Genomic DNA, 26,651 nt, shown 5'->3' with positions numbered 1-26,651 from the left:
GGGGCCCGCCCCATGCCCATCAACTTAACATTTTGAAGTATCCCCCAAACGAAAAAAATTGTACTGTCAAAGGTAAATATAGAATTAGAGTGCAAATTATCAAGAATTAATAATTAGTAATGTAGAAGCTTTCAAATAAAATCGGTAAAATAATAACCAAGTATTGAAATTAGAAACAGGACTGTATTAAAAAAGGAGATTCTATACTATGGAGCAAATTATTTCAAATAATAAGAACGGATCTACAGAAATATATTATAAGTTATTCTCTATGTTATCTTTCTTGACTTTTCATAAGATTACATCCATTGAAAAGAAAAAGAAAAGTCTTAAGCTTTCCCTCAAAAATGAATTGGAAAGTTTAACAAAAAATAACCCTTATAAATTATAATGCCTTTCTCAAAAATTAAACTTTACAAGAAGATTTATTTAAAAAATATTATTAAACCAATATAAATTCATATTAATTTGACCTCAAAAACGCTATTCTTTTTGTAGAAATATACAGAAAGGATGGCGTTTTTTTTGTTGTATGGATACTAATTTACATTAGGTTTTCTGATAATGTGATAATATCTCATGTTGCTTTATAAAACGAAAAAGAGACCTTAACAAAAAGATCTCTTAAAATTAGAGATTCTGTAACTCAATTAGATCTAATTCTTTTTGTCTCTTTTTTTTAAAACGTTTTCTTCCTGAAGCCCATATACTTAAAAATCCGCATAAACCAGCTATTATCATTATCCATGTAGAAAAATAATCACCTTTAGCTATTAGTAGTTTATTAAAAAAGAAGCTAATAAAACCTATGTATGCTACAGGAAGAATTCCACCTAAATAAGGGTTTTTTCGAGATGATAAAAAGATTTGAGTAACTATAATAACAATAATAACTAGTATTCCAACTACAGGACTCATAATTAAACATCCCTTTCTTTTTTATATTTTTCTATGATGATTTTAGCGATGTCTAGACTAATTCGTTCATCAATAACAAATCCCTTAATCATATTTACAAACTCTACATCATCTTCTTTACTATGTACTTCAATCTTTTTGATTAACCTATCTAATTTGGCACGTACTGTTGGATAAGAAACATCATACAAGTTAGACATATTTTTTAAAGAGCCAGAATTCAATATAAACTTTCTAATAAATTCTAAAGACTCTTTATCTAACGAGAGAACCCATGAAGGGATTTCTTCTCTTTCCATAAAAAAACACCCCCTTGCTTTAACAATATTAAACTCAACCTAAAAATTATTCAATATATAATTAAATAAAATAAAAAATATTTTAAATTTATTTGTGTTTTTAAAATCACAGATTGATGGTATATTGTATATTTCATAAAAAAAGGAGCTTTTATGCAAACAGATTATCAAGTTTTGCAGTCTTTTAGGAATAGTACCCTATGCCCACCAACCTAATCAGAATAACCTTCCCAAAAACGATATAAATAAATTTTTTTGTTATAAAAGCCACAAAATTTTCGTTTTGGGGATACTTCAAAACTTTAGCTTGATAGCGATGTGGTAGGACCCAAGGAAACAATTAATTTCCAATACATGTCTTAATGGCGTACCGCCAACATTTTAACGAAAATATACGCTAAGCAAAATTCGACATGAGAAAACGTTGATTTTACTACTCTAAGCGATATCACCAGTAGGTATTTGAGACAAATGCACTTCAATGTAAAAGGTGCTGAAAAGAGCTTAAATAGTGTCTCAAAACTCATCTTTAAATCAAATTCTCAATTCAACTCGTGTTATGGAGTTTTGAGAATCCCTTAGCGTATAAAAACGTTAAAATGTGTGTCCTACTCCTAATGCGAAAATATGATATTTCGTGACCTTACCCTCATATGCAATATTACATATAAAAATATATTGATATAAATGTAAGCGCTTACTATAATAAAAGCATAAAGATAAATCACATCTTAGCATCAACAACAGAGGAGGAAATAATATGACAATTGCAATGACAGTTTTAAAATTTGTAGGTGGAGCACTTCCATTCGTTCAAGAACTTTTAAAAGCATTTATGTAAGTACATTATTTAGCAATTATTTATAAAAATTATCATATCTTAATACGAAATAAGAGGAGGAAATAATATGGCAATCGCAATGGCAGTTTTATCATTCTTAGGTGGAATCATCCCATTAGTAGGAGAGCTTTTAAAAGCAGTAATGTAAGTTCATTATCCCGCAATTATTTATAAAAATTATCATACAAATGATCTGTATATCAAAGATGAATTGATTTGCAGATCATTTGTGTGAGCAAAGTCCCTTTAGCATTATGAAGGGACTTTTTTTAATTTCTACATACTTGAAGTTTCCTCACATCAACATCAAGTTAAAAGCACTTTTAAAACATTAAAAAGTGCTTTTAACTTGAAGTTTCCTCACATCAACATCAAGTTAAAAGCACTTTTAAAACATTAAAAAGTGCTTTTTATTTATTATAAATACGAATGTAAACTTTTGAATATTAGTTTACTTTCAAATTCCCGAAACCATTGCCTTCCCGTCAATTCTCCTAATATCCTCAATTTATAAAAAGAAATTATACATTCAAAAGACTATAAACAAAGGGGTTAAAAATCCCTTTGGGAATATTTAATAAAATAATGTATGAATCTATCACAAGGAAAAGAAGCTAACAATAAATTGTTAACTTCTCAGCTTAAGGAAAAATAGTATCTTTCCTTATCTTCTACTATCTAGATTGTGATTTAATATTTGTAAGATGAGCATCAAACATATCAATTATTTCAAGAAATCTATCAGCTTCACGGAAAACATGATCTGCTAATAATGGATGAATGATACTCTTTATTTTACATTGCTCAATTAAATCACGTGCCGTTTTCTTAAAATCCCGAAGAGATGTAACTGACACACGATTTTGATCTAAAAATTGATCTAAAAGAGGAACTGTTTGGGATTGTGGTTTCATAGATTCTAAGTCAATTGCTTGATACATCAATTCATCAAAATCATTGCTAAAATTCCGGGCTGTATCTACAAGCTTTCTTTCCGATGGATCAAGAAGATGACCAATAAATTTAGCATGGTCTGCCATAATCCTTAAAAAGAACACATTTTCTTTAATAATAGCATCAGGAAGGGCATCTAATTTACCTTCATTTAATTCAATTAAACGTTTTCTAAAATAATTAGCTTCCCTACTTGTATGGTCAACTAACAGTGGGAAATTATTTTGTCCTGGCAATTTACATGTGAGAATTAATCCTAGAATTTTTCGTTTAAATCCAAAAATATTAGTTGCAGCTTGTTGTACTTCTGAATTAAATCTTTTTATTTGCTCAGGATCTGTTTGATTTGTATAGGAATACGCTATTTGTTCGATATGTTCAAACAATCGATAAAATTGATTAGCCTCTTGGATTAATTGAGTATCCTCACATCTAAACCCCAATCGGAGAAAAAAAGAATGCTCCTTCATAATTCTAGACCAAAAACGAATTTCATTTAATGATCGTTCAACAAACATTACAGACGTAACACCCGTATCAGGATGTAATGAGGTTTCATCCCTATTCATTCTTAATCCCCCCAGTAAATACTAAGCTAGTTCCATTCTTATGAGTAAATATATATAAAAATACCATCAATAAAAATTCATGATGAATAATGATAAATCTCGTATACATGTAAAATTAACCTATCATTATCGATAGCCAAAAAAAGCTCACTCCTTATCTATTTTTATATAAGGAGTGAGCTTTTCTTCTGAAGTTTCCCTGGCGCAACCTTAGCTTGATAGCAATGTGGTGGGACCCCATATAACGAAGAACGAATGTAAATAATAAAATCCCCCAACATATTAGACATATATAATATGTTGAAGAGATTTATATTAAAACATTTTATAAAATTAGGTCTTGATAAACGTGTTAGCAAGGGATTTTATTTTGGATTTGTTATAAAAGGATAAACATGAACGATACATAAATCACGAAATTTTCCTTCGGCAGTTGTTACGATTACGACAGCTCGCCCAGGATTCATTCCAGTTATGATTGCTTTGTTATCATCTGCATAAACTGCTATGACGTCATGATTCATATTTTTCCATATAAGCTCTTGGTTTGTTGCTTGAATTGGGAGTACAAAGACAGATAATTCAGCGTTTTGTCCTACTTTTATTTTTAGTTTGTTTTTTTGTATATGCACACCAATTACAGATACAACAGAAGGAGCAAGTGAGATTTGAGGTGAATTTGATTGTATGTTTGGACAAGAAGTATTTGTGATAGGTGAAAAGTTTTTTGTATTTTGGTGTCTTAGTGATGCCATCAATCGTTATTCCCCTTTCTGTATGAGTGTCGATACTCATACTATAACGAAGTAGTGTTATGATAAATTTAACGAAATATAAAGAAATTGTTAAATTCAAAGAGGAAATTGTCGAAAGGTGAGTAAAAGAAAGGAACCTCCGCTGTTATGATGAAAGCGGAGGTTCCCTAGTCTAAAAATATTATGCAATTTTCTCAAATTCCTCGAACTGCTTTTCAACTTCTTTTGAAGGTTTTGTTAGTAAACTAACAATAACAATTGCTAGTAAACTTGCTGTGAAACCTGGAATCATTTCATATAGGAAATCTTTTAAAAACTTAAATTGTGTCCACGTGATAACAGTTGCAGCACCAGCAAGCATACCAGCTAGCGCGCCCCATTTTGTCATACGTTTCCAGTATAAGCTTAGTAAAACGACAGGACCAAATGAAGAACCAAATCCAGCCCAAGCATAGCCAACAAGCGCTAGGATTGTGTCGTTTTGTTTAAATGCTAATGCACATCCAATAAGTGCAATGCCAAGAACAGCCATACGACCGACAAATACAAGCTCGCGATCAGATGCAGAACGTTTAAAGAATGTTCGATATAAGTCTTCTGTTACCGCACTTGATGTAACAAGAAGCTGAGATGAAATTGTACTCATAATCGCTGCTAAAATAGCTGCTAATAAAAATCCAGTAATGAGTGGGTGGAATAAAATTTTCCCTAGTTCTAGGAAGATTGTTTCTGGATTCGATAGCTTTAATCCTTCTTTTGAATAGTAAGCAATACCGATAAGACCAGTAAACATAGCTCCTACCACAGAGAAAATCATCCAGCTCATACCAATTCGGCGTGCGCTTTTGATTTCTTTGACAGAAGAGATGGCCATAAAGCGAACGATAATATGAGGTTGTCCAACATAACCAAGGCCCCAAGCGAATAATGAGATAATACCTAATACAGAGGTCCCCTTAAAAATATTTAAAAATGTTGGATCAATTGATTTGATCGTATCAAATGCTGGTCCAAGACCATTTACATTCATAATTGTTACGACTGGAACAAGAATAAGAGCAACTACCATAATGATTCCTTGAACGAAGTCTGTCCAGCTCACAGCTAAGAAGCCACCAAATAATGTATAGGCTACAACAACTGCTGCGACAATGAATAATCCAACATGATAATTCATGCCAAATGAATTTTGGAATAATACAGCGCCTGAAACTAATCCTGAAGCTACATAAAATGTGAAAAAGATCATAATAACAAGTCCAGAAACAAGACGTAGCATATGAGATGCATCATGGAAACGATGCTCTAAAAATTCTGGAATCGTAATAGAGTTGTTTGCAATCTCAGAGTAGGTACGTAAGCGAGGTGCGACATAGACCCAGTTTGCGTAGGCGCCGAGTGTTAGGCCAATCGCAATCCAGCTACTACTTAATCCAACGCTAAACATCGCACCTGGTAAGCCCATTAAGAGCCAACCGCTCATATCAGATGCTCCAGCACTTAATGCTGTTACTGCGGGGCCTAGTGTACGCCCGCCAAGCATATAATCTGTTAAGTTGGATGTTCGTTTATAAGCAAAATAGCCGATGACTAACATCCCGAGCATGTAAATAGAGATAGAAATTAAAACTAATATCTGCGAATTCATGTAGTTCCCCTTCCTTTTGTAATGTCTTTTGATGAACTTTGCATAATTATAATCTATCATGATTATTTCAGAAAATCCATATACAAATACGAATTTTCTGAAATGTAAGCGTTTTTTGACAATGTTTTATTTTTAGAATATATAATTTTCTGACAAAAAACCTTAATTTTAATAGAGTATTTATTATATTTACATAGAAACAGGTTGTTTTGTCAATATAATATTGAATGGAGAGATAAATAAAAATTTTAAAAAAGTATTGACTTATGAAAAAGGAAAGGAATATAATGATTTCAACTTAAAAAATGCAAGCGTTGATGAAGAAGAGTACGTATTATGAACATGTCAGAGAGCTGATGGTTGGTGCGAATCAGTATGGAATTAATATGGAATGGCCTTCGGAGCTTCCAAACCGAACCGAAAGAAGTAGGCTTTGGCGACATGATCTCATCGATACAAGAGACACGTATTATATTTTGATACGTTAAAGTGCGTTACATTTGTAACGAATTAAGGTGGCACCACGGGAGTACCCGTCCTTTCTATAGGATGAGTACTCCCTTTTTGTGTATAAAAATAAATGAGCTGAATAAACTAAATCGTTTAAGTAAGAAGAGTACGTATATTGGAGACGTTCCAGAGAGCCGGGGATAGGTGGGAGCCCGGTGCGGTACCATATGCGGAATGGGCTTACGAGAGGTATGCTGAACCGAAAGAAGTAGGCAACCCGGGTTCCGCCGTTACAAGGATAAGGTATATATTTGTACCTGAATAAAGCGGGATGCTTCTGCATCCAATAAGAGGTGGTACCACGGTGAATTTATCGTCCTCTACATATTTCGATATGTAGAGGACTTTTTTTATTTCCAATAGTGAGGTGACAGACATGATAACGAAAGAACAATTTAATATGCAAAAGAGACAAGGAAAATCCTTTTTGGTAATTGATGAAGAAGAAGGAGATAGTGTAACGCCAATTGCTTTATATCGCCAGATGAAAGGTGAGAAAAAATTTTTACTCGAAAGCTCGCAGCTTCATCAAGATAAGGGACGTTATTCTTATTTAGGATGTGATCCATACGGAGAAATCAAAAGTGTAGGCGCGGCGGTAGAGATTACGATAAATGGTAGGACTGAAAAGATAGAAGAAAATGTATTACAAGTATTGAAAAAGACCCTTGCGCCATCGGGGGTGGAAAGTCCATTTCCATTTTGCGGAGGAGCAGTTGGATATATTGGTTATGATGTGATTCGGCAATATGAAGATATTGGAGGAGAACTGTTCGACCCGATAAATATTCCAGAAGTTCATGTATTACTGTACCGCGCGTTTATTGTATACGATCATTTACGTCAAAAATTATCGTTTGTATATGTATACAGAGAAGATGATACAGACTCTTTTGAAGAAGTGTATGAGAGATTACAGGCATATAAACAAGACGTCTTACATGGAAAAGAAGAACAAGTGACAGAAATGCAGCCTTCCTTATCCTTTACTTCTTCTATAACAGAAGAAAAGTTTTGCAACATGGTGGAGAAGGCAAAAGAATACATTCGAGCTGGTGATATTTTTCAAGTTGTGTTATCTCAGCGTCTGCAAAGTGAATTTATAGGCGATTCATTTGAACTATATCGCAAACTTCGGATTGCAAATCCATCACCGTATATGTTTTATATTGATTTCCAAGATTATGTTGTACTTGGTTCCTCACCGGAAAGTTTACTTTCTGTACGAGATGAAAAAGTGATGACAAATCCAATCGCAGGAACAAGACCACGTGGAAAAACAAAAGGAGAGGATGAAGAGATAGCGAAAGAACTCTTAGCAAATGAAAAAGAGCGTGCAGAACATATGATGCTTGTAGATTTAGGGCGAAATGATATCGGGTGGGTGAGCGAAGTCGGCTCCGTGGGGCTAGATAAGTATATGCAAGTAGAGAAGTACTCACATGTGATGCATATTGTATCTGAAGTTTACGGAACATTGCGAAAACGAATGGATTGTTTTGACGCATTAGCGTATTGTTTGCCGGCTGGTACTGTATCTGGAGCACCGAAAATTAGGGCGATGGAAATTATAAATGGATTAGAAACTGAAAAAAGAAATGTGTACGCCGGTGCGGTAGGATATATAGCTTTTTCTGGAAACCTTGATATGGCGCTTGCGATTCGCACAATGGTTGTCAAAGACCAGAAAGCATATGTGCAGGCGGGAGCTGGCATTGTCTATGATTCAGATCCAATTGCTGAATATGAGGAGACGTTAAATAAAGCGAAGGCGCTTTTGGAGGTAATGAAATGATTGTACTCATCGATAACTATGACTCATTCACTTATAACTTGTATCAATTGTTAGGGGCATATGAGGAAGAGATTGTTGTCCTGCGAAATGATAAAGTGACGATTCAAGAACTCGAAGAAATGAAACCAAAAGCAATTATTCTTTCGCCAGGACCTGGAAAACCAGAGGATGCAGGGATTTGCATCCAGGTAATTCAACATTTTTATAAACAAATTCCGATTCTTGGCATTTGCCTCGGACACCAAGCGATTGTTTCAGCATTTGGCGGGGAAATTGTGGGGGCGAAGCACATTAAACACGGAAAAACATCACGTGTAAAACATAATGGTACGTCAATATTTTCATATGTCACACAGCCGTTCACTGCGATGCGCTATCATTCACTCGTAGCGGCGAAGCATACGATTCCAAAATGTTTTGATGTATTAGCAACAGCGATGGATGATGGGGAAATCATGGCGGTTCGCCATAACTATTATCCACTCTTCGGATTGCAGTTTCATCCAGAGTCAATTGCGACGGAAGAGGGCGGGAAATTAATCCGTGCATTTTTATCCAGTGTGAAAGAGGAGGAGCGAGTATGAATAGTTATCTTCGGAAATTAGTTGAAGGACAAGATTTAACGGAACAGGAAATGTATGAAGCAGGCCTTGCACTCTTAAGTGAAGATATATTAGAAAGTGAAATTGCAGCTTTTTTAGCATTGTTAAAGGCAAAGGGCGAAACTTCGAATGAAATATATGGTCTCGTTCGTGCTCTTCGGGAAAAGGCATTACCATTTGCAAGTCATATAAAAGGAGCAATGGACAATTGTGGAACCGGCGGAGACGGTGCACAAACATTCAACATTAGTACAACATCTGCTTTCGTACTTGCCGGGGCTGGCGTAAAGGTGGCGAAACATGGGAATCGCGCGGTTTCTAGTAAAACAGGGAGTGCGGATTTATTAGAAGAACTTGGTGTCAATATTGCATGTACACCAAAAGAAATTGATTATTTATTAGAAAAAGTCGGCATTGCTTTTCTATTTGCACCAGCTATGCATCCAGCACTTAAACGCATTATGAAAATAAGAAAAGAGCTAAATGTACCGACCATTTTTAATCTAATTGGCCCTCTTACAAATCCGATTGATTTAGAAACGCAGTTTGTTGGTATATACAAACGAGATATGTTGTTGCCAGTAGCAGAGGTATTGCGAAAGCTTGGTAGAAAACAAGCGCTCGTTGTAAATGGAAGTGGATTTTTAGATGAAGCATCTCTGCAAGGGGAAAATCATGTAGTGATTTTAAAAGATAACAAAATTATAGAAGAGAGTATTATTCCCGAAGAATATGGATTTTCTCGTGTGAGCAATGAAGAAATACGAGGCGGGAATGCAAAAGAAAATGCGAATATTACACTGCAAGTACTAGAGGGGAAAAAGAGTGTATACCGTGATACGGTTCTACTCAATGCAGGTCTTGCACTTTTTGCAAGTGGAAAAGCAGGGACAATGCAAGAAGGAATTCATATTGCGGCTCAAAGCATAGATTCTGGAAAAGCGTTATCGAAATTGAATCTATTAATTAGTGCAAGTAATAAAAGATTGGAGAAGGTGAACTAAGTGGAAACCATTTTAGACAAGATTGTTGAGCAGAAGAAAAAAGAGGTAGAAGCGCTGCACGAAACATATACGCCGGTGAAGAAACAACGGAAGTCACACTCTCTTGTAGAGGCACTGCAAAACTTCACTGTCATTGCTGAAGTGAAGCGAGCTTCACCATCTAAAGGAGATATTCATTTACATGTAGACGTACCAAAGCAAGTAAAAATGTATGAAGAGTGTGGTGCCGGAGCAGTTTCTGTTTTAACGGATGAACAGTTTTTTAAAGGATCTTTTCAAGATTTAGAAACAGCACGAGCAAATAGTAATATTCCACTTCTATGTAAAGATTTTATTATCGATACGATTCAAATTGACCGGGCGTACGAAGCGGGAGCGGATCTCATTTTACTTATCGTTGCTGCACTACCAGAGCAAAAGTTACAAGAGTTATATGCATACGTGCAAAAAGTAGGATTAGAGGCAATTGTAGAAGTCCACAATGAGGCAGAATTAGAGGTAGCGTTAGCACTAAACCCTCATGTGATAGGAATAAACAATCGCAATTTGAAAACTTTTGAAGTGGATTTGAGTACGACAGAAAATCTAGGGAAACGATTGAATGAAGAAAATATGCTTTGGATTAGTGAGAGTGGTATTCATACGGAAGAAGATATCGTACGTGTGAAGCAGGCTGGTGCAAAAGGAATTCTTGTTGGGGAAGCGCTGATGACTGCACCTTCTGTTAGAGACTTCTTCCAATCGCTGAAGGTGATAACATGAAAGTGAAGATTTGCGGCATTACCGATGTAGAAACAGCAAAGAAAGCGTGTGAATATGGCGCAGATGCGATTGGATTTGTGTTTACGAAAAGCAAAAGGGAAATTGCGCCTGAAAAGGCAAGACAGATTATTGGTGAGCTTCCAGCTGATGTAATGAAAGTTGGTGTTTTTGTAAATGAATCGGTAGAGGTCATTCAGAAAATCGTAAATGATTGTGGTTTAACACATGTACAACTGCATGGGGATGAAGGAAATCATCACATTAGAAGATTGAATATTCCGTCTATAAAAGCGATTGGTGTACATTCGAGCGAAGATATAAAACAAGCAACAAATTATGAAGCTGATTTTATCTTATTTGATAGTCCGAAAGACAAATTTCATGGTGGAAACGGAAAAACATTTTCATGGCAGTTACTAGAGCGTATGCCAAATACAGTTCGTAAAAAGTGCATATTAGCTGGTGGATTACATCTTGGAAATATTACAGAAGCAATTGAAACTGTTAAGCCATATATGGTGGATGTCAGCAGTGGAGTGGAAACGGATGGAAAGAAAGATAGCGAAAAAATAAAACAATTTATTATAAAAGCGAAGGAGTGTTAAATATGCAATATGCATATCCAGATGAAAAAGGTCACTACGGTATATACGGAGGACGTTACGTTCCAGAAACACTTATGCAGTCCGTTTTAGAATTAGAGGAAGCATATAAAGAAGCGATGCAAGATGAAGCATTTCAACAAGAATTAGAGCATTATTTACAAACGTATGTTGGAAGGGAGACACCGCTTTATTTTGCTGGAAATCTCACAAAGTATTGCAAAGGAGCAAAAATTTATTTAAAGCGTGAAGATTTAAACCATACAGGAGCCCATAAAATTAATAATACAATTGGGCAAGCGCTTCTTGCAGTACGAATGGGAAAGAAAAAGGTTGTAGCTGAAACAGGAGCTGGACAGCACGGGGTTGCAACGGCGACGGTATGTGCCTTACTCGGTTTAGAGTGCGTCATTTTTATGGGAGAAGAAGATGTAAAACGTCAAAAGTTAAACGTCTTCAGAATGGAACTATTAGGAGCGAAAGTGGAAAGCGTTGCAGCAGGTAGTGGAACGTTAAAAGATGCAGTAAACGAAGCGCTTCGCTACTGGGTTGCACATGTGCACGATACGCACTATGTGATGGGATCTGTCCTTGGACCGCATCCATTCCCGCAAATTGTACGTGATTTCCAAAGTGTAATCGGGAAAGAAACGAAGAAGCAATATGAAGCGTTAGAAGGGAAATTACCAGAAGCGGTTGTTGCTTGCATCGGCGGTGGTAGCAATGCGATGGGCATGTTTTATCCGTTTGTACACGATGAAGAAGTTTCTCTTTACGGCGTAGAAGCAGCAGGTAAAGGGGTTCATACAGAGAAGCACGCAGCAACATTAACGAAAGGAAGCGTTGGCGTCTTACATGGTTCTATGATGTATCTCCTCCAAAATGAAGAAGGGCAAATTCAAGAGGCACACTCCATTTCAGCAGGGCTCGATTATCCTGGAGTTGGACCAGAACATAGCTTGCTAAAAGATATTGGCCGTGTTTCCTACCACTCAATTACAGATGACGAAGCGCTGGCTGCATTTCAGTTACTAACGAAAAAAGAAGGAATTATTCCAGCATTAGAAAGTTCCCATGCAGTGGCGTATGCATTAAAACTCGCACCTACAATGAAGCAAGATGAAGGGCTTGTTATTTGTTTATCAGGTCGTGGTGATAAAGATGTGGAAAGTATAAAACGTTATATGGAAGAGGTGTAAACGATGGGAGTAGAAAGAATTACAGTGGCATTTCAAAATGGAAAAAAAGCATTTATCCCTTATATAATGGCGGGAGATGGCGGCTTACAAAAGTTAAAAGAGCAAATTCGTTTTCTAGATGAAGCAGGAGCGAGTATTGTTGAAATTGGTATCCCTTTTTCTGATCCAGTTGCAGATGGACCAACAATTCAAAGGGCAGGAAAACGAGCATTAGATAGTGGAACAACGCTCGGAGGAATCTTTCAAGCATTAGCGGAAGTAAGACAAGAAGTAACCATTCCATTTGTACTTATGACCTACTTAAATCCAATTTTAGCATTTGGCAAAGAACGGTTTACTCAAAGTTGTCTGGAAGCTGGTGTTGATGGCATTATCGTTCCGGACTTGCCGTATGAAGAACAGAATATTATTGCACCCCTCCTTCGGGATGCAAATATTGCTCTTATTCCACTTGTTACCGTAACGAGTCCGGTTGAACGGATTGAAAAAATTACGAGTGAATCGCAAGGGTTTGTCTATGCGGTAACGGTAGCGGGGGTCACTGGGGTTAGACGTGACTTTAAGCAAGAAATTCATAGTTACTTAGAAAAAGTAAAAGCACATGTACATCTTCCAGTAGTTGCTGGATTTGGAATATCAACAACTAATCAAATAGAAGAGATGATTACTGTATGTGATGGAGTGGTTGTGGGAAGTAAGGTAATTGAGTTGTTAGAAAAAGAAAAAGAAGAGGAAATTTGTGAACTGATTGCTGCAGTGAAATAAGAAGAAGAGGCTGCCTGTTAAGGGGGCCTCTATATTATATGAGCAAGTTTCAAACCATTAAGGCCTTTCACATCAGTGGGGGGGTTCTTCATCTCCCACTAATTATTAGTTGAGCGAATTGGCTTTTACGGACAGTTGATTCCCAAACTAATATGAAAACATCAAGAATGATTGACGTAAACCAAAGGTGTTGTTAAAATTGTTACTGGAATTAATGTGAAATATTTCACAAATTGTAGTTTTAAATGTGAAAACATTCACAAATGTTGAGGTTGTTTCTTAAAAATATTTTTAAAAGGAGTTATACGTCATGAAAAGAATCGTAACACTAAGTACTCGTAAACTGACAGATACAGTAAAACATGGTGGTTGTGGTGCATGTCAAACATCTTGCCAATCAGCTTGCAAGACGTCTTGCGGAGTTGCAAATCAAAAATGTGAAAACATAATGAACAGATAGAAAATGAGAAACGTACCGCCCAACTGCTTCCCAGATGGGCGGCCATTTTTATCCCGCATGAACAAGAAGTAAAAGCCCCATTAACGGAAGCTTTACTTTATAGATAAAAGGAGTTTGATTATTAAATATGATTCATCAATATAAATTAAACGGATACAACATCGTACTCGATACCTACAGTGGATCAGTACATGTTGTTGACGACCTCGCTTATGAAATCATCACGCTTTATGAGACTACTGTTGCAGAAGAAATCATAACAATGATGCTAGAAAAATACGTACATGATTCCGATATCTCTGAGAAGGACATTCGAGAAACCATTGCAGATATCGAAGAGCTAAAAAATGATGGGAAACTCTTTGCTGAGGATGAATATAAGAGTCTCTCAATTGATTTAAGAAATCGCCAAACTTATGTAAAGGCCCTCTGCCTCAATGTTGCACATACATGTAACTTATCATGCGAATACTGCTTCGCCAGCCAAGGAAAATACAATGGAAGCAGAGCGATTATGAGTTATGAAGTTGGCAAAAGAGCTATCGATTACCTATTGGAAAACTCCGGTCATCACCGAAATCTCGACATCGACTTCTTCGGGGGAGAGCCGCTCATGGCCTGGAAAGTTGTAAAACGGATTGTCGCTTACGCAAGAAGTAAAGAAAAAGAGTACAAAAAAACGTTTCGCTTTACCTTTACTACAAATGGCATGTTGCTAAACGATGAAATCACTGATTTTTTGAATAAAGAAATGTACAATGTCGTATTGAGTCTTGATGGAAGAAAAGAAGTCCACGATCACCTTCGTAAAACAGTAACTGGAAAGGGGAGCTATGATTATATCGTTCCGAAGTTCCAAGAATTCGTCAAAAAGCGTGGAGATAAAGAATACTATGTGCGTGGAACTTATACTCATAACAACGTTGACTTCACCAATGACATTTTTCATATCGCAGATCTTGGTTTTGACAAGCTCTCGATGGAACCGGTCATTTGTAATCCGCGGGAACCATATGCACTCACCGAAAAGGACCTTCCAGATATTTATAACCAGTACGAAATTCTCGCCAAGGAAATGCTAAAGCGTGAGGAAGAAGGTAATGGATTCACTTTCTACCATTACATGCTTGACCTCTCAGAAGGTCCTTGCATCCAAAAGAGAATTTCTGGCTGCGGCTCAGGAACCGAATATTTCGCTGTCACACCATGGGGCGAGTTCTTCCCTTGCCACCAGTTCATCGGGGATAACGAATACAGTATGGGAAACATTTGGGATGGGATTACAAAACAAGAGATGCAATGTCAATTTAAAGAGAGCAGTTGCTACTCGAAGCCAGAATGTCAGGACTGCTGGGCGAAACTTTACTGCAGTGGTGGTTGCCCTGCCAACGCATTGCACGCAACCGGCTCCATCAATGGAATCTACGATTTTAGCTGTGACATCTTCCGTAAGAGAGTAGAATGTTCCATGATGGTTAAAGTAGCAGAATCCATGAGAACTATGAAAAAAAACAAACAAGCCGTGGCACATTGAACTACCTCCACCTACCTCTACACGAGCTTTGAGGTGGGGGATTCTCCTGTTTCGGCCCTAGCAAAAACAGTTCCCCTCGTTCAACAAAGAGGATACAACGATATAGAAGTTCCGTAGTGTCCCTGAGACGACCCATTCGGTCTTCCTAGGAAAACAAAATAGGTACAGCTACTTTGTTCTTATATCGAGGCGTAGAACACCTTGTCATGCATCCAGTTCCTAGACTTGTTATCTGCTCTGGTAATAAGCGTAAGAGACTGTGACAAGGTGCTCTTTTTTCTTTATGTAAATCATTTTGCTAGTTTTTTCTTCTCACTTTCAAATAAGTCTAATCGCTCGATTTGTAACCCTTCTTTCGGTTGATTCACATCATATAACTGATAGAAATGAGGCGTACGAATATCCAATCGATTGTTTAATTGATGCCAATGGCTCCAGTGGTGCGCCTCTTTCTTTGGAATATAAGACTGCAGCACCTGGGGCACTTTCTCTTTATATCCTAACCCTCGGCGTCCAATCGTGAAAGCTGCGGATTGATGAATAGAGATACCGAATTTCCGCATATACTTCATTTTCCCTGCAATCGAAGTGTAGGCGGGATTCACTTGAAAGACAGCCACGCCCATTTTATCTGCACGACTGAGAATTGCATTTGTCATCTTCTCATACGCAAACATACTCTTCATTCGATTCGCTCGTTTCCTCTCTTTGATTCATTTCTGAAATCAGCTGCCAAAATTGTTCTTTGTTCATATCTAAAACCCCTTTTGAGAAATATAGTATTTCTTGTAGTGTATCGTTTTTTCGATCATTTACTTGATAAAGAATAGTAAAAAACTGCTGTAAAATGAATTGAATATTCCGTCAACTGTTATATAATAGTTACAATTGTATCTTATAAGAAACGAGATGATGGTATGGCTGTATTGTTAGCCCTTATTCCGATTATGATGATTTTTATTTGTTTATTTGTATTTAAGCAAACATCACTTAAAGCATCGTTAATTTCCTATATTGTATGCGGTGGAATCGTTTTACTAACACCGATATTTCGCTTGCAAATAGGTGAGGTGATGCATGCGACATTTAAGGGCGGACTAATTTGTTTTATTGTAGGCTATGTTTTGTTTTTTGGTATTTTTTTATTTCACCTGATGAACAAAATGGGGTATATCAATCAAGTCGCGCGATTTATGGAACAAGTTACACATGATCGATTATTACAAATGCTCTTGATGTGTTTTGGGATTTGTCCACTTATCGAATCAGTGAGCGGATTTGGAATTGGTTTTATGGTAGCGGCTCCTATTTTTCTCTCGCTAGGTTATAAGCCATTTCAAGCAGTTTTATTATCGTTTATCGGTTTATTGGCGAGTTCCTGGGGAGCAATGGCAACAGGAACGATTATTGGATCACAGCTTATCAACATGCCATTAGTAAACTTAGGATCTCGTACAGCATTATTAAGTATTCCGATATTCGCATACTTTGTCATACTTTCTTTGTATGTAGTTGGCGGCTGGCAAGCAGTGAAGGGAAAATGGAAGGAAGGGTTCGGTTTTTTTCTCTTATTTTCTATATCAATCTATCTTTCTAATGCATACGTAAGTGTTGAACTAGCTGGGATTTTAAGTTCGATTGTAACAATTACATTTGGCTTTCTTATCATTAAAATAACAATGAGGCAAGGGAAGGAGATGTTATCAGAACATGCGGCAACTGTAGAACGAGAAGCCTCTATTTTAAAAATTATAAGTCCTTATTTATTTTTAACGGTTTGTATCTTACTATCTCGTCTCATTCCGTCTCTACATCATACGCTACAATCTTATGCAGTTCTCGACTTACCATCATATTCTTACAAACTAGAACTATTGTATTCACCAGGTTTTTGGCTTGGTGTTACGTGTTTATTTGCCATCATTTTCTTTCGAATTCCATCTACTATAATAAAACAATCTTTATCTCAAACGATCAAACAATGGGTACCGTTTGCAATTACAACGACAATGTTTATTGCGATTTCAGAATTAATGGGTGCAGCGGGTATGCACACATTATTAGCGGACGCAGCAGGGCAAACATTTGGAACATTATTTGTCTTTGTAGCACCTTTCATCGGTGGAATTGGTGGCTTTCTGACGGGAAGTAACGCAGGATCAAATGCGATGTTTATTAAACTACAAATGCAGACAGCGCAGAATGTAGGACTTCCGTGGCAATATGTTACAACCCTTCAAAATACAGCTTCTTCTGTAGCGACAATTGCTTGCCCATCACGGATTACACTCGGGGCCTATTTATGTAATATCCTGTATCGTGAGAATGAATTGTTAAAGAAGACAACGCTTATGATTTTTGGAGCGGTGTTGATTGTGGTGGTGGAGGTTGCCGGGTGGTATGTATTACAATGAGAAGTTTGAAAGAAAATCCTCTATTCTAGAAGGATTTTCTTTTGCTTTAGGGTAATTTGTAAAGTAGTAAGAGCTTTAAGTCAATGAATAGGAGATGATCCCATGCCCTTAAAAAACTACGGAGTCCTAAAAGGTACAGCACTACAATCTATGATTGGAAAAGGGAAGACACCTCATTATCAAGTTCATTTGCAAGGGGAGGCTGAAGTAGAGTATCGGATCGCAATCAATGTAAAATCACAAAGTTATCCATCAGAAGTTTTATATTTTGCAAGTGAAAATATTAGATCGGAAGCAATTACAATTTTACCGACATTACCATTTGGTTTTACGGAAATAAAAAATAATGAGCCGAGAATTGCGTTAGATTATGTGCGAGGACAATTATTCGATTCGAAGGAGATGATCCCTCTGCCACCTGAAAAGTCAGGACAGGATAATGATTTAAATGAAAAAATGGAACACTATATAAAACGAGCAATAGAGGAAAAGGCAATTATTTATGCGTTTGGAGAACGATGGGGACCGGAAGATAATGCGCCTGATCGATATTTTCATTTTAAACCTGGTAACGGCATACATGATATTCATATGAATCAAGGAAATGTGGAGAAATGGAAGAATGATGATGGTACATGGCAAGACGGTGGGATATTAATCCACTTTGAGAAAAAGCAGCAATGGGCAGGAATTTTTCTTGCGTTTCAATCGCAGTCTTGGTGTACGGATGAAGAGGGACATGCACGTGTTCCTGTGGAGCATTGCAATTATAAGACGAAGAATTAATTAAAACAGCTAGTTCATTTCGAACTAGCTGTTTTAATTTTGTAGCAAATAAAGCTGATGAATACAGCGATACATGAAAATAGTATGGCGATGCTAGAGAAAGCGAGTAAGTACGTATTGTATTTCACTACATTTCCTATTAGCTGATTACTGTCATAATGAAAAAGCCTTGCTATGCTATTAAACAGAAATAGGAGAAGGAACATAGTGATGATTCCATCTAATGAGCCCTCTATATCTGGTTTGCTCAAGGCAATATGTGTAGAGATACAAATTGCGATGAAAAGAAAAAGCCAAAACAAAGGATTAAATAAGTTGCTAACTGTAAAAAGGCTTTTTAATAAAAGTATGGATGATAAGAAAATATTTTGCAGCGTGTCGATATTGATAGAAGCAGCTTGAGCATTTGTTTTAAGAGCATTTATAAATAAGGAATAAGACTGTGGTACGAAATAATACATAGAGATTACTAATGTAATCATTCCTGAAAAAATAGGAGCAATTCCGATGAAAAAATTCCCTATTCTTTGATATATACTTCTTTGATTATATTGGTGCCTTACATACCCCAAATAGCCGTTATTTGTATTGGTTGGGAACAGTTGGATTGCTATAATCTGATGCCTGAATAATAAACACATAAAAGCGTGCCCAAATTCATGAATAGGAACACCAATCCACGCTGTTAAAAGGAAACCTTTTCTACCAAAAGCTCTCATCCAATATGTTCGTGTAAGAGATTCTAAATAACCTAATACAAAACCAACCAAAATGATGATACCGATTAAAGAAAATAATTGTATCAAACTTGTAAGGAGTATATGAAAAATTGAGTATGCTAGTTCCATAATTTTCGTCCAATCTATTTATTTTATCCCGTAAAAGCCCGATGCGTTCAACTAATAATCAGTGGGGAATGAAGAAAACCCCCACTAATTAAAGTTTCACTTTATCAATTTAGGTTTTCGGTATTTTTTATAATAACATTTTGTTAGCAGATTACCAGAATATATATGGTGGAAAAGTATAGAATATATAACTTTTTCTTGTAGTCATGTTTCCTCTCCTCGTACATATATTGAATCTGTAACGGCTTGAAGATACATGCAAGGGAGATGATAGGATGACATGTCCAGAGTGCAAAGCTGAGCATACAAGTGAAGCGAAATTTTGTGGTAATTGTGGGCATTCACTTACAGAGCAAGTTGTAGAACATCATGCAGAACAAGGGGAACAGCAGTTGTCCCAACCAGCACCTGTCCAGGAGAATCGTTCGAATGAAACGGTAGAGCAGGCGAAACAATTTGCGAGTGGATATTTTCAGTTTTTTAAGAATGCATTAAAATCTCCGGCCGCAATTATGAAAAGTGGACATATTGAGGTAAGGAATGGGATTACAAGTCTTGTTCTCATTTGTTTTTTATTTGCTTGTATGTTTTATCGGATGATGAGTGCGACTGCATTAATTGCAACGGGTATTATAGGAGGCGCTGGATTTGTACCTGAAGCAACCCCTTCTTTTTTTGGAGAATCTGTTAAAGTCTTTTTCTATTTCTTAATTTTATTTCTTTTTATTGGATTTATCATTTTTGTAAGTGGAAAACTCATGAAATCATCTTTTTCTTTTTTAGAAACGCTAGGGGGGTGGGGGACAGTATCGACACCAGCTGTCGCTGTCCTTGTTATTGCACTCTTATTTAGTTTTTTATTAATTTTTCTACTACCGTTATTTATAAGCCTTGCTGTGATATGTATGAGTGTTTGCACAATTGTTTCAATATTAAAGTTAGACAGAGGTGGATTAGATCCAGTATATACACTTATTATCGCAAATATTTTGATTTCAATTGCGAGCTGGATTGTGCTTTGGTCTTATATAAAAACAATACTTGATACCTTAACTGGAGGTTTAACAAACTTCTAATGAAAAGGTGGAGGAATGGATGAACGTTTGTGCAAAATGTGGTTCACAGTTAATGGATGGCGTGGGATTTTGTCAAAGGTGTGGGGCTAGAAGGGATGAGCATCGGCGAGTAGGGAACGAAAAGGAACCACAGATACGAAAGAAAATAAGCAAGGGGAAGAAAATATAGACTGGGGTTGTCATTCTTTTTATTGTTGGTTTTGGCGGAGCATATCTGTATGGAACAAAGTATTATTCTGCACAAGCACAAATTGATAGAATGGTTACGATTTTACAAGACAGAGATACGGAAAAACTAATTGATATTGTTACAACAGATGACCCGCAATTTGTAGTAGATAAAGAGAGTGTAAGACCGTTGTTTTCGTATATAAAAGAATATCCGTCCTATGTTAATGATTTAAAAGCTTCTATACAACAGCAAAAGAAGAAGCAAAATGATGTAGAAAAAGTAGATTTTGTATTAACGAAGGATGGAAAATACCTCTTTCTATTTGATCGATATAAATTGAAAGCAAAAACCTATTATGCAACGCTCCTTACGAATGAAAAAGATGCATTGTTAAAAATAAATGGAAAAGATTTAGATAAGACAACTGATAAAATGTTTGAAAAGCAATATGGACCATTTTTCCCAGGTATTCAAACGTTTCAATCAGAGTTTAAAAATGATTATGTGAAGCTAGCGCGTGAAGAAAAGGTTGTACTTATGAAACAAAATCAAAATAATGTAACAGTTGACTTATCGTTAAAAGGTCACTACATTACCATTCAAACAAATGTAGCGGGAGCAACATTATATGCCAATCAGAAATCGATTACGACATTGGTGGGGGAAGAATTTAAGTGGGGACCAGTAGCTACAGATGGAAGCGTCTCTATTTATTTAGAAAAAGAAGGTGCAAATGGAAAAGAACAAACAAAGGTGGAAAATATATCGACAAGTCAATATTATACACTTTCGTTTCAGAAGAAGCCTGAAAAACAAGAAACATCTTCTTCTCCATCAACTGTGACAACAAAATATGTATATAACGGATTTTTCTTTCCTGATAGTCATATTCGTAAGTTAACAAGTGTAGAGCTGCAGTCCCTAACAAAAGAACAATTGCGGATCGCGAGAAATGAAATATATGCTCGGCATGGGCATGTTTTTCAAACGAAAGATATACAATCATACTTTTTAAAGCAGTCGTGGTATCGTGAAAATCCATATTATACAGGAGAGTTGAATGATGTGGAGACGTATAATGTTGAGCTTATAAAGTCAAAGGAGTAGGCATTATCACTTTTTATGTTGTAGAGATGAAAGGTACATCAACGATCATGGTGGTGTACCTTTTTTATTTATCCCGCTATTCGCGGGCAGTAAGACCCCCACCTCAAGATTTAGGAAGAAACGAGGAAGATAGGTGGGACTAACTGCCCGTAAAAGCCCGATTGGTGAGGGCTAATAATCAGTGGTGGATGAAGAAAACCCCCACTGATTAAAGTTTCACTTTATGTGTTTGCATTTCATGTTACAAATCCTTTTATGTGTCATGGTAATGATTACCTTATTCTGGTTGAAAAATATAGAAGAATTTAAAGGGAAGATTACCTTTTTGTTATTTCTGTAATGGCATGAGGGAAGTTCTAGCTGGTTCGCGAGAAAAAAAGATATGAAAGAGAAAGTTGACTCTACTTGCTCTGCCAGTTGTACTAGCCTGGACATCGGATAAAGAACTGGAAGAAAGTATGGCTTCCGAATTCGGTGGAACTGTAATCTCCAGTCTACTGTTTAATTTTTTTGATGTTACAACTGTTATTGTGTCGTAAGAGAGGTTGATAATCTTTAGAATACCAAGTGGATAGACAGCATCGTCAGGCTGAGAGGTGGATGCAAATAGGGTAGATTTCCAAATTTCTTGAAAAAAGGTATCGCTATCAGCCGACCAAGTCTGTGCACCGTAAAGTGTTGCACTAATACTGAATTCCTGTTCAAGTGATTGGACAACTTTTGGTTCAGCAGGAGTAGAGATAAGAAAATTACTGCACATTGATTCTTTTCACCTACTTTCCATTGCGATTGTTATAGCATATTAATAATTAGGTTTATGGGACACGACGCTTTACCTATAGTGTTCAAAGGGTGTTTAAAAATATATGAATACAAATTGAAAAACTGACAGAAAACCATTCTTTTTAGGTGGGAGAGAGCGTCGGGCCAAGCATAGAAGCGGTCAGATCCTTTTTGAGCCCCATGCCAAGTGAAAACAAAGGGAGAAAATGAGTGCAAGGCTCTTTTTGTATGCATAGCCGCGACTTATATGTTGGAAAATCAAAATGTATATACAAAGGTATGCGTTGTTATGTTTGGACGGAATGGTTTTATTTGTAAACAAGATGGAGAAAACATATACTTTGTATAAGCTACTTATAGAAAAAAGGATTTATTTACAGTGAATCTGGAGAATGTAAACGATAGAGACTGTACAAAGGAGTGGTTTAGTGAACTATGTAATCATTGGCGGAGATGCAGCTGGCATGAGTGCAGCAATGCAAATTATTAGAAATGATAAAGAAGCAAAAGTTGTAACGTTAGAAAAAGGTGAAATATATTCATATGCGCAGTGTGGACTTCCGTACGTTATTAGCGGTATAATTGCTTCTACTAAAAAATTAATTGCACGAGACATTAGCACATTTCGTGATAAGTATGGAATTGATGCGAAAACATACCATGAAGTAACGAAAATTGATACTGAAAACAAAATTGTGCATGGTATACATACAAGTGAAAACGAGGCATTTCAATATAAATATGATCGCTTGCTAATTGCGACAGGAGTTAGACCTGTTATGCCGGACTGGGAAGGAAACAACCTGCAAGGTGTCCATCTTTTAAAAACAATTCCGGATGCTCATAGAATATTGGAGACGTTACAGGAACAGAATGTTGAGCAAGTAACAATTATTGGCGGCGGGGCAATTGGCCTTGAAATGGCTGAAACATTTGTAGAGCTTGGGAAAAAGGTGCGAATGATTGAGCGAAATGAACATGTTGGCACAATTTATGATGCTGATATGGCAGCATATATACATGAAGAAGCAGCAAAATATAATATTGAAATTTTAATAAATGAAAATGTAAAAGTATTTAAGGGGAAAGAGAAAGTTGAATTTGTTGAAACAGATAAAGGAACGTATAAAACGGATCTCGTTCTAGTATCAGTTGGCGTGCAGCCAAACACAGAGTTTGTTAACGGAACAGCGATTCGCACGAACAAAAAAGGGGCTATAGAAGTAAATGCTTATATGCAAACGAATGTGGAAGATATCTATGCAGCAGGAGATTGTGCAACGCATTATCACATCATAAAAGAAACGCATGATCATATTCCAATCGGTACAACTGCAAATAAGCAAGGGCGTCTTGCAGGATTGAATATGGTTGATAAACGAAGAGCATTTAAAGGCACTCTCGGTACGAGCATTATTAAATTTATGGGACTCACTTTAGCGAGAACGGGTTTAAGTGAAAAAGAAGCAAGTGGATTGAAAATACCATATAAAACAGTGAAAGTAGATACAACAAGTATGGCTGGATATTATCCAAATGCAACAGCACTTTATGTGAAATTGTTGTATCGTTCTGATACAAAACAACTATTAGGCGGACAAGTTATCGGAGAAGAAGGCGTGGATAAACGAATCGATGTTATTGCAATGGCGCTCTTTCATAAAATGAGCATTCATGATTTAGAAGATGTCGATTTAAGTTATGCACCGCCATATAACAGTGTTTGGGATCCAGTTCAACAAGCAGCGCGGCGAGCGGAATAGTACTTCTTATAGAAGTACTATTTTTCATTTCGAAAACACCGAATTATAAAAAAATATATAAAATCATATTTGTCCTTGAAAAATGTAGTACGTATCTATTATATTTTCATATAGTACTTATTTTTTCATACATAAAAATATGATAGAGACAAGATAGTAATGAATGATGCTGGAGGATAAGAAATGGCAATAAATATGAGAACAGTAGAAGAGTGGATTGCGGAGTCAAATGCAAGACATGAGGAGGACTTTGGAGAAATTGTCCAAGAAATAAAAGAGCTATGTGTTGCGATTGATAACGCTACTTTAATTTACCCGAAAAATGTATTTTGCTTTGGAAAAAAAGCGGAAGTGTTCTTCTTTTTCCAAGATCATGTTGTCATTGGTCAGGTGCAAGAAGAGTATATTAAAGTTGAAAAATTAAAGTATGAGAATATTACAGATATAAGCCTAAAAACAAATGATAAAAATACAACATTAGAGTTGAAGTTCTCTAATGGAAATTCTATTATGCTAGATAGTTTAAATGATAACTGCGGAACGAAGAATTGGTTGTTTGCAAGACAGATTAAGAGTATCTTTAAAGTAATTTAGTAGTGAAAGCAGGTCTTATATAAATCCAAATTAAAAAACGACAAAACCCCTTCTTTTTAGGTAGGAGAGAACATCCAGCCATGCATAGAAGCGGTCAGATCCTTTTCCTGCCCCATGCCAAGTGAAAACAGAGGGAGAAAGCGAATGTAAGGTACCTTTTGTTCTTCGTAGCAGCAATTTACATGTTGAAAAATCAAAATGGATTTATATATTAATTACCTAAATTTGTATATTCGATTTAGGTAATTAAAATTCCTTCAAAAACACGCCCTTTGCTAGCACAGTGTACTAAGCGCAGGGCGTGTTTTTAGCTATGCAAATATCCTTTTAACCAAGTGCGATGGCGATAGGGACCAACGGGAATTTGAATAAGGGTCGTTTTTCTTTTTGTATCAATTTCATAAAGTTTGTCACATAAGTTTGCATCAAATCCTAAGAGCGGGTGACCTCCCATATCCATAGCTGAGGTTGCTAAGACGAGTTTTTGGACGAGCATTCCAGCTTCCATTTGTTGAATTCGATATCCTCTATAACCTAAATCGTTTTTTAAATAATCTTTATTTCCTATTACATGTAAACAGAGTGGTACTTGAAAGAGATTCACATTGTCCATTGTCATACCGGATTGTAAAGGATAGCGGAGATCTCCTAATTGAATTTTTTCTAATGTATGAGCATTACTGTCGTAGGAATAGGCACCATTTGGCAAACCGTCTACGTTATAAAAGCATCCGTATAGTAAGACACGTGATTTTGTCTTTATATGTGTTCCGTCTAAATCATTTTGATAAGGAAAGGAAAGAGTTGCTTCTTGAAGCAAAGTAGCTAGTTGCGTATCGCTTATTTTCCTTAAGACAAAATCTAAATCAGGTGAATAACGTTTTTGAAAAGCTGTTGCGAAATCGTATGATAATCGCTCTACTCTGGGGAGTGTCAAAGTTTGTGTGTGATGTGGAACAGTTGCCTCTTCCGTCACAGTTCGAAATTGTTCAGTTGAATCTAGCATAGATGCTGCATTCATTCTTGTTATTAGAGGGTGATCAGTAAAGTTCTTTGATCGAACAAAGTGTTCATGCTCTAAAACGGGAAGCTGCTGTGAGAGTTCATAAGAAGTAACGTTTGCGCATGTATTATTTGGATGAAACCATTCTTCTACAGGGTGGTTAGATAATGGGATAACTGCATACACACTTTCTTCTTGCTCCGATAGTCCGAGTAAATGATTAATGGCTCTATCAAGAAATTGAAAATATACACCAGATGTATAGCCGAATTGTTTAGAGACTTCTAGTAATTGGCCGATGAGGACACCAGTATCTAGACCTTGGAGACGGTAGGAAAAGTTATTATATTTAAAGAAATTTTTCCAAAACATTGTTGATACAAAGGCGGTGCCGAAGCAAGCAGATAGATTGCAGCGATTTCCAAGTGCCTCCGTGAGATAAGAGTCAAAATTTCCTTCACGCAGTAATACGAGACGATGATGTGCTGCGTCATAATGATAGATTCCCTGTGGACAATGATTCATTTTTAAATACAAATATAATTCATTTGGATATAGAGCTCCTCCAGAAGGAATAAATCTTCGGTATATATTTGTTGTATTTTGTTCTTCTAAGCCGAGGGAAGGCTGGCACAATTGAGTTAGGCCAAATGTATACCAGAGACAATGTCCGATTTGCTCGAGAGTGGGTTCTTTAGACAGATTTTGATCTCGCAATGTTAGCGGTACCTCTAGAGAAAGAGGAATGACAGGTAGATTACGGTATAGTTTATAGGGAAGGGGGGCATCAGCCCAGTTAATTTCCTTGTCTTGGGGCATGATTTCATCAATGGAAAAATGCAAATGGTGTAGAAATGTTTCTAGTTGCATCAATCTACCTCCTTATTG

24 protein-coding genes, 1 pseudogene and 2 other annotated features are annotated in these 26,651 nt (G+C 36.5%); of the genes and pseudogenes, 16 read left to right on the top strand and 9 right to left on the bottom strand.

Annotated elements, in window-relative coordinates; translation table 11 throughout:
- The first annotated feature begins 208 nt into the window (after nt 1–208).
- Complete coding sequence (locus ACM6HU_RS25380; RefSeq protein WP_016113825.1) at nt 209–391, top strand: hypothetical protein; 183 nt, start codon at nt 209–211, stop codon at nt 389–391.
- A gap of 239 nt (nt 392–630) precedes the next feature.
- Here ACM6HU_RS25380 and ACM6HU_RS25375 read toward each other — a convergent pair whose 3' ends face one another.
- The 5 genes from ACM6HU_RS25375 to putP form a co-directional block, all read right to left on the bottom strand.
- Entirely contained in the window at nt 631–918 is a 288-nt protein-coding gene (locus ACM6HU_RS25375) for a hypothetical protein (protein WP_016113826.1), read from the bottom strand.
- A gap of 2 nt (nt 919–920) precedes the next feature.
- On the bottom strand, nt 921–1,217 hold the full coding sequence (locus ACM6HU_RS25370; RefSeq protein ID WP_016113827.1) for a DUF2089 family protein: 297 nt from the start codon (nt 1,215–1,217) through the stop codon (nt 921–923).
- A gap of 1,515 nt (nt 1,218–2,732) precedes the next feature.
- Complete coding sequence (locus ACM6HU_RS25365; RefSeq protein ID WP_016113828.1) at nt 2,733–3,581, bottom strand: DUF2935 domain-containing protein; 849 nt, start codon at nt 3,579–3,581, stop codon at nt 2,733–2,735.
- Nucleotides 3,582–3,946: 365 nt separating this feature from the next.
- Nucleotides 3,947–4,336, bottom strand: coding sequence for an Ig-like domain-containing protein (locus tag ACM6HU_RS25360; RefSeq protein WP_016113829.1), 390 nt, complete (start codon nt 4,334–4,336; stop codon nt 3,947–3,949).
- A gap of 181 nt (nt 4,337–4,517) precedes the next feature.
- Nucleotides 4,518–5,984, bottom strand: a complete 1,467-nt coding sequence (gene putP, locus ACM6HU_RS25355; protein ID WP_016113830.1) for a sodium/proline symporter PutP — start codon at nt 5,982–5,984, stop codon at nt 4,518–4,520.
- Between the two features lie 305 nt (nt 5,985–6,289).
- Nucleotides 6,290–6,528 (top strand) — a binding site (T-box leader).
- Nucleotides 6,529–6,577: 49 nt separating this feature from the next.
- Nucleotides 6,578–6,818, top strand: a binding site (T-box leader).
- 52 nt (nt 6,819–6,870) lie between these two features.
- On the opposite strand from putP, the gene trpE reads away from it, so the two are divergent.
- The 9 genes from trpE (at nt 6,871) to scfB (ending at nt 15,217) form a co-directional block, all read left to right on the top strand.
- A complete protein-coding gene (gene trpE / locus ACM6HU_RS25350; RefSeq protein ID WP_140386014.1) occupies nt 6,871–8,289 on the top strand; it encodes an anthranilate synthase component I in 1,419 nt (472 codons plus the stop codon).
- Nucleotides 8,286–8,873: an aminodeoxychorismate/anthranilate synthase component II gene (locus ACM6HU_RS25345; RefSeq protein WP_016113832.1), complete on the top strand. Its 588-nt coding sequence runs from the start codon at nt 8,286–8,288 to the stop codon at nt 8,871–8,873. Before trpE ends, ACM6HU_RS25345 begins: the two co-directional genes overlap by 4 nt.
- On the top strand, nt 8,870–9,895 hold the full coding sequence (trpD, locus tag ACM6HU_RS25340; protein WP_088093965.1) for an anthranilate phosphoribosyltransferase: 1,026 nt from the start codon (nt 8,870–8,872) through the stop codon (nt 9,893–9,895). The genes ACM6HU_RS25345 and trpD overlap by 4 nt, the downstream gene beginning before the upstream one ends.
- Nucleotides 9,896–10,657, top strand: coding sequence for an indole-3-glycerol phosphate synthase TrpC (trpC, locus tag ACM6HU_RS25335; RefSeq protein ID WP_088093966.1), 762 nt, complete (start codon nt 9,896–9,898; stop codon nt 10,655–10,657). It begins immediately after the preceding gene.
- On the top strand, nt 10,654–11,262 hold the full coding sequence (locus ACM6HU_RS25330) for a phosphoribosylanthranilate isomerase (RefSeq protein ID WP_088093967.1): 609 nt from the start codon (nt 10,654–10,656) through the stop codon (nt 11,260–11,262). The genes trpC and ACM6HU_RS25330 overlap by 4 nt, the downstream gene beginning before the upstream one ends.
- Before the next feature lie 2 nt (nt 11,263–11,264).
- Nucleotides 11,265–12,458 (top strand): tryptophan synthase subunit beta, encoded by a 1,194-nt coding sequence (trpB, locus tag ACM6HU_RS25325; protein WP_016113836.1) that lies wholly within the window; start codon nt 11,265–11,267, stop codon nt 12,456–12,458.
- 3 nt (nt 12,459–12,461) lie between these two features.
- Entirely contained in the window at nt 12,462–13,223 is a 762-nt protein-coding gene (trpA, locus tag ACM6HU_RS25320) for a tryptophan synthase subunit alpha (protein WP_016113837.1), read from the top strand.
- Nucleotides 13,224–13,533: 310 nt separating this feature from the next.
- Nucleotides 13,534–13,683 (top strand): six-cysteine ranthipeptide SCIFF, encoded by a 150-nt coding sequence (gene scfA / locus ACM6HU_RS25315; protein WP_016113838.1) that lies wholly within the window; start codon nt 13,534–13,536, stop codon nt 13,681–13,683.
- Between the two features lie 127 nt (nt 13,684–13,810).
- A complete protein-coding gene (scfB, locus tag ACM6HU_RS25310; RefSeq protein WP_016113839.1) occupies nt 13,811–15,217 on the top strand; it encodes a thioether cross-link-forming SCIFF peptide maturase in 1,407 nt (468 codons plus the stop codon).
- A gap of 290 nt (nt 15,218–15,507) precedes the next feature.
- Here scfB and ACM6HU_RS25305 read toward each other — a convergent pair whose 3' ends face one another.
- The gene (locus ACM6HU_RS25305; RefSeq protein ID WP_414848505.1) at nt 15,508–15,894 is read right to left on the bottom strand and encodes a transposase; all 387 of its coding nucleotides are present in this window, start codon (nt 15,892–15,894) and stop codon (nt 15,508–15,510) included.
- Nucleotides 15,895–16,134: 240 nt separating this feature from the next.
- On the opposite strand from ACM6HU_RS25305, the gene ACM6HU_RS25300 reads away from it, so the two are divergent.
- Nucleotides 16,135–17,631 carry an L-lactate permease gene (locus ACM6HU_RS25300; protein ID WP_016113841.1) on the top strand — a complete coding sequence of 499 codons (1,497 nt, stop codon included), beginning with the start codon at nt 16,135–16,137 and terminating at the stop codon, nt 17,629–17,631.
- A gap of 102 nt (nt 17,632–17,733) precedes the next feature.
- Nucleotides 17,734–18,417: a DUF2278 family protein gene (locus ACM6HU_RS25295; protein WP_016113842.1), complete on the top strand. Its 684-nt coding sequence runs from the start codon at nt 17,734–17,736 to the stop codon at nt 18,415–18,417.
- Between the two features lie 14 nt (nt 18,418–18,431).
- Here ACM6HU_RS25295 and ACM6HU_RS25290 read toward each other — a convergent pair whose 3' ends face one another.
- A complete protein-coding gene (locus ACM6HU_RS25290) occupies nt 18,432–19,265 on the bottom strand; it encodes a hypothetical protein (protein ID WP_016113843.1) in 834 nt (277 codons plus the stop codon).
- Between the two features lie 275 nt (nt 19,266–19,540).
- Between ACM6HU_RS25290 and ACM6HU_RS25285 the strand changes: the two genes are divergently transcribed.
- Both ACM6HU_RS25285 and ACM6HU_RS25280 read left to right on the top strand, forming a co-directional pair.
- Nucleotides 19,541–20,341 carry a zinc ribbon domain-containing protein gene (locus tag ACM6HU_RS25285; protein WP_414848504.1) on the top strand — a complete coding sequence of 267 codons (801 nt, stop codon included), beginning with the start codon at nt 19,541–19,543 and terminating at the stop codon, nt 20,339–20,341.
- Between the two features lie 19 nt (nt 20,342–20,360).
- A pseudogene (locus ACM6HU_RS25280) lies at nt 20,361–21,620 on the top strand (TcaA 3rd/4th domain-containing protein).
- 328 nt (nt 21,621–21,948) lie between these two features.
- Here ACM6HU_RS25280 and ACM6HU_RS25275 read toward each other — a convergent pair.
- On the bottom strand, nt 21,949–22,380 hold the full coding sequence (locus ACM6HU_RS25275; RefSeq protein WP_016113846.1) for a hypothetical protein: 432 nt from the start codon (nt 22,378–22,380) through the stop codon (nt 21,949–21,951).
- A 451-nt stretch (nt 22,381–22,831) separates the two neighbouring features.
- Here ACM6HU_RS25275 and ACM6HU_RS25270 point away from each other — a divergent pair, with 451 nt between their 5' ends.
- Both ACM6HU_RS25270 and ACM6HU_RS25265 read left to right on the top strand, forming a co-directional pair.
- Nucleotides 22,832–24,166 (top strand): FAD-dependent oxidoreductase, encoded by a 1,335-nt coding sequence (locus tag ACM6HU_RS25270; protein WP_016113847.1) that lies wholly within the window; start codon nt 22,832–22,834, stop codon nt 24,164–24,166.
- Between the two features lie 183 nt (nt 24,167–24,349).
- Nucleotides 24,350–24,760, top strand: a complete 411-nt coding sequence (locus ACM6HU_RS25265) for a DUF3908 family protein (protein WP_088093978.1) — start codon at nt 24,350–24,352, stop codon at nt 24,758–24,760.
- A gap of 307 nt (nt 24,761–25,067) precedes the next feature.
- Here ACM6HU_RS25265 and ACM6HU_RS25260 read toward each other — a convergent pair whose 3' ends face one another.
- On the bottom strand, nt 25,068–26,633 hold the full coding sequence (locus ACM6HU_RS25260) for a SagB family peptide dehydrogenase (RefSeq protein ID WP_414848503.1): 1,566 nt from the start codon (nt 26,631–26,633) through the stop codon (nt 25,068–25,070).
- Between the last annotated feature and the right edge of the window lie 18 nt (nt 26,634–26,651).

The organism is Bacillus sp. IT-79MI2, from assembly GCF_949768135.1.
Taxonomy (GTDB): domain Bacteria; phylum Bacillota; class Bacilli; order Bacillales; family Bacillaceae_G; genus Bacillus_A; species Bacillus_A pseudomycoides.
This window is presented reverse-complemented; position numbering and strand designations above follow the sequence as displayed.

Excerpts from the sequence above, each read along its gene's own strand:
- ACM6HU_RS25380 (WP_016113825.1), top strand. The coding sequence starts at position 209 with ATGGAGCAAATTATTTCAAATAATAAGAACGGATCTACAGAAATATAT.
- ACM6HU_RS25375 (WP_016113826.1), bottom strand. The coding sequence starts at position 918 with ATGAGTCCTGTAGTTGGAATACTAGTTATTATTGTTATTATAGTTACT.
- ACM6HU_RS25370 (WP_016113827.1), bottom strand. The coding sequence starts at position 1,217 with ATGGAAAGAGAAGAAATCCCTTCATGGGTTCTCTCGTTAGATAAAGAG.
- ACM6HU_RS25365 (WP_016113828.1), bottom strand. The coding sequence starts at position 3,581 with ATGAATAGGGATGAAACCTCATTACATCCTGATACGGGTGTTACGTCT.
- ACM6HU_RS25360 (WP_016113829.1), bottom strand. The coding sequence starts at position 4,336 with ATGGCATCACTAAGACACCAAAATACAAAAAACTTTTCACCTATCACA.
- putP (WP_016113830.1), bottom strand. The coding sequence starts at position 5,984 with ATGAATTCGCAGATATTAGTTTTAATTTCTATCTCTATTTACATGCTC.
- trpE (WP_140386014.1), top strand. The coding sequence starts at position 6,871 with ATGATAACGAAAGAACAATTTAATATGCAAAAGAGACAAGGAAAATCC.
- ACM6HU_RS25345 (WP_016113832.1), top strand. The coding sequence starts at position 8,286 with ATGATTGTACTCATCGATAACTATGACTCATTCACTTATAACTTGTAT.
- trpD (WP_088093965.1), top strand. The coding sequence starts at position 8,870 with ATGAATAGTTATCTTCGGAAATTAGTTGAAGGACAAGATTTAACGGAA.
- ACM6HU_RS25330 (WP_088093967.1), top strand. The coding sequence starts at position 10,654 with ATGAAAGTGAAGATTTGCGGCATTACCGATGTAGAAACAGCAAAGAAA.
- trpB (WP_016113836.1), top strand. The coding sequence starts at position 11,265 with ATGCAATATGCATATCCAGATGAAAAAGGTCACTACGGTATATACGGA.
- trpA (WP_016113837.1), top strand. The coding sequence starts at position 12,462 with ATGGGAGTAGAAAGAATTACAGTGGCATTTCAAAATGGAAAAAAAGCA.
- scfA (WP_016113838.1), top strand. The coding sequence starts at position 13,534 with ATGAAAAGAATCGTAACACTAAGTACTCGTAAACTGACAGATACAGTA.
- scfB (WP_016113839.1), top strand. The coding sequence starts at position 13,811 with ATGATTCATCAATATAAATTAAACGGATACAACATCGTACTCGATACC.
- ACM6HU_RS25305 (WP_414848505.1), bottom strand. The coding sequence starts at position 15,894 with ATGTTTGCGTATGAGAAGATGACAAATGCAATTCTCAGTCGTGCAGAT.
- ACM6HU_RS25300 (WP_016113841.1), top strand. The coding sequence starts at position 16,135 with ATGGCTGTATTGTTAGCCCTTATTCCGATTATGATGATTTTTATTTGT.
- ACM6HU_RS25295 (WP_016113842.1), top strand. The coding sequence starts at position 17,734 with ATGCCCTTAAAAAACTACGGAGTCCTAAAAGGTACAGCACTACAATCT.
- ACM6HU_RS25290 (WP_016113843.1), bottom strand. The coding sequence starts at position 19,265 with ATGGAACTAGCATACTCAATTTTTCATATACTCCTTACAAGTTTGATA.
- ACM6HU_RS25285 (WP_414848504.1), top strand. The coding sequence starts at position 19,541 with ATGACATGTCCAGAGTGCAAAGCTGAGCATACAAGTGAAGCGAAATTT.
- ACM6HU_RS25275 (WP_016113846.1), bottom strand. The coding sequence starts at position 22,380 with ATGTGCAGTAATTTTCTTATCTCTACTCCTGCTGAACCAAAAGTTGTC.
- ACM6HU_RS25265 (WP_088093978.1), top strand. The coding sequence starts at position 24,350 with ATGGCAATAAATATGAGAACAGTAGAAGAGTGGATTGCGGAGTCAAAT.
- ACM6HU_RS25260 (WP_414848503.1), bottom strand. The coding sequence starts at position 26,633 with ATGCAACTAGAAACATTTCTACACCATTTGCATTTTTCCATTGATGAA.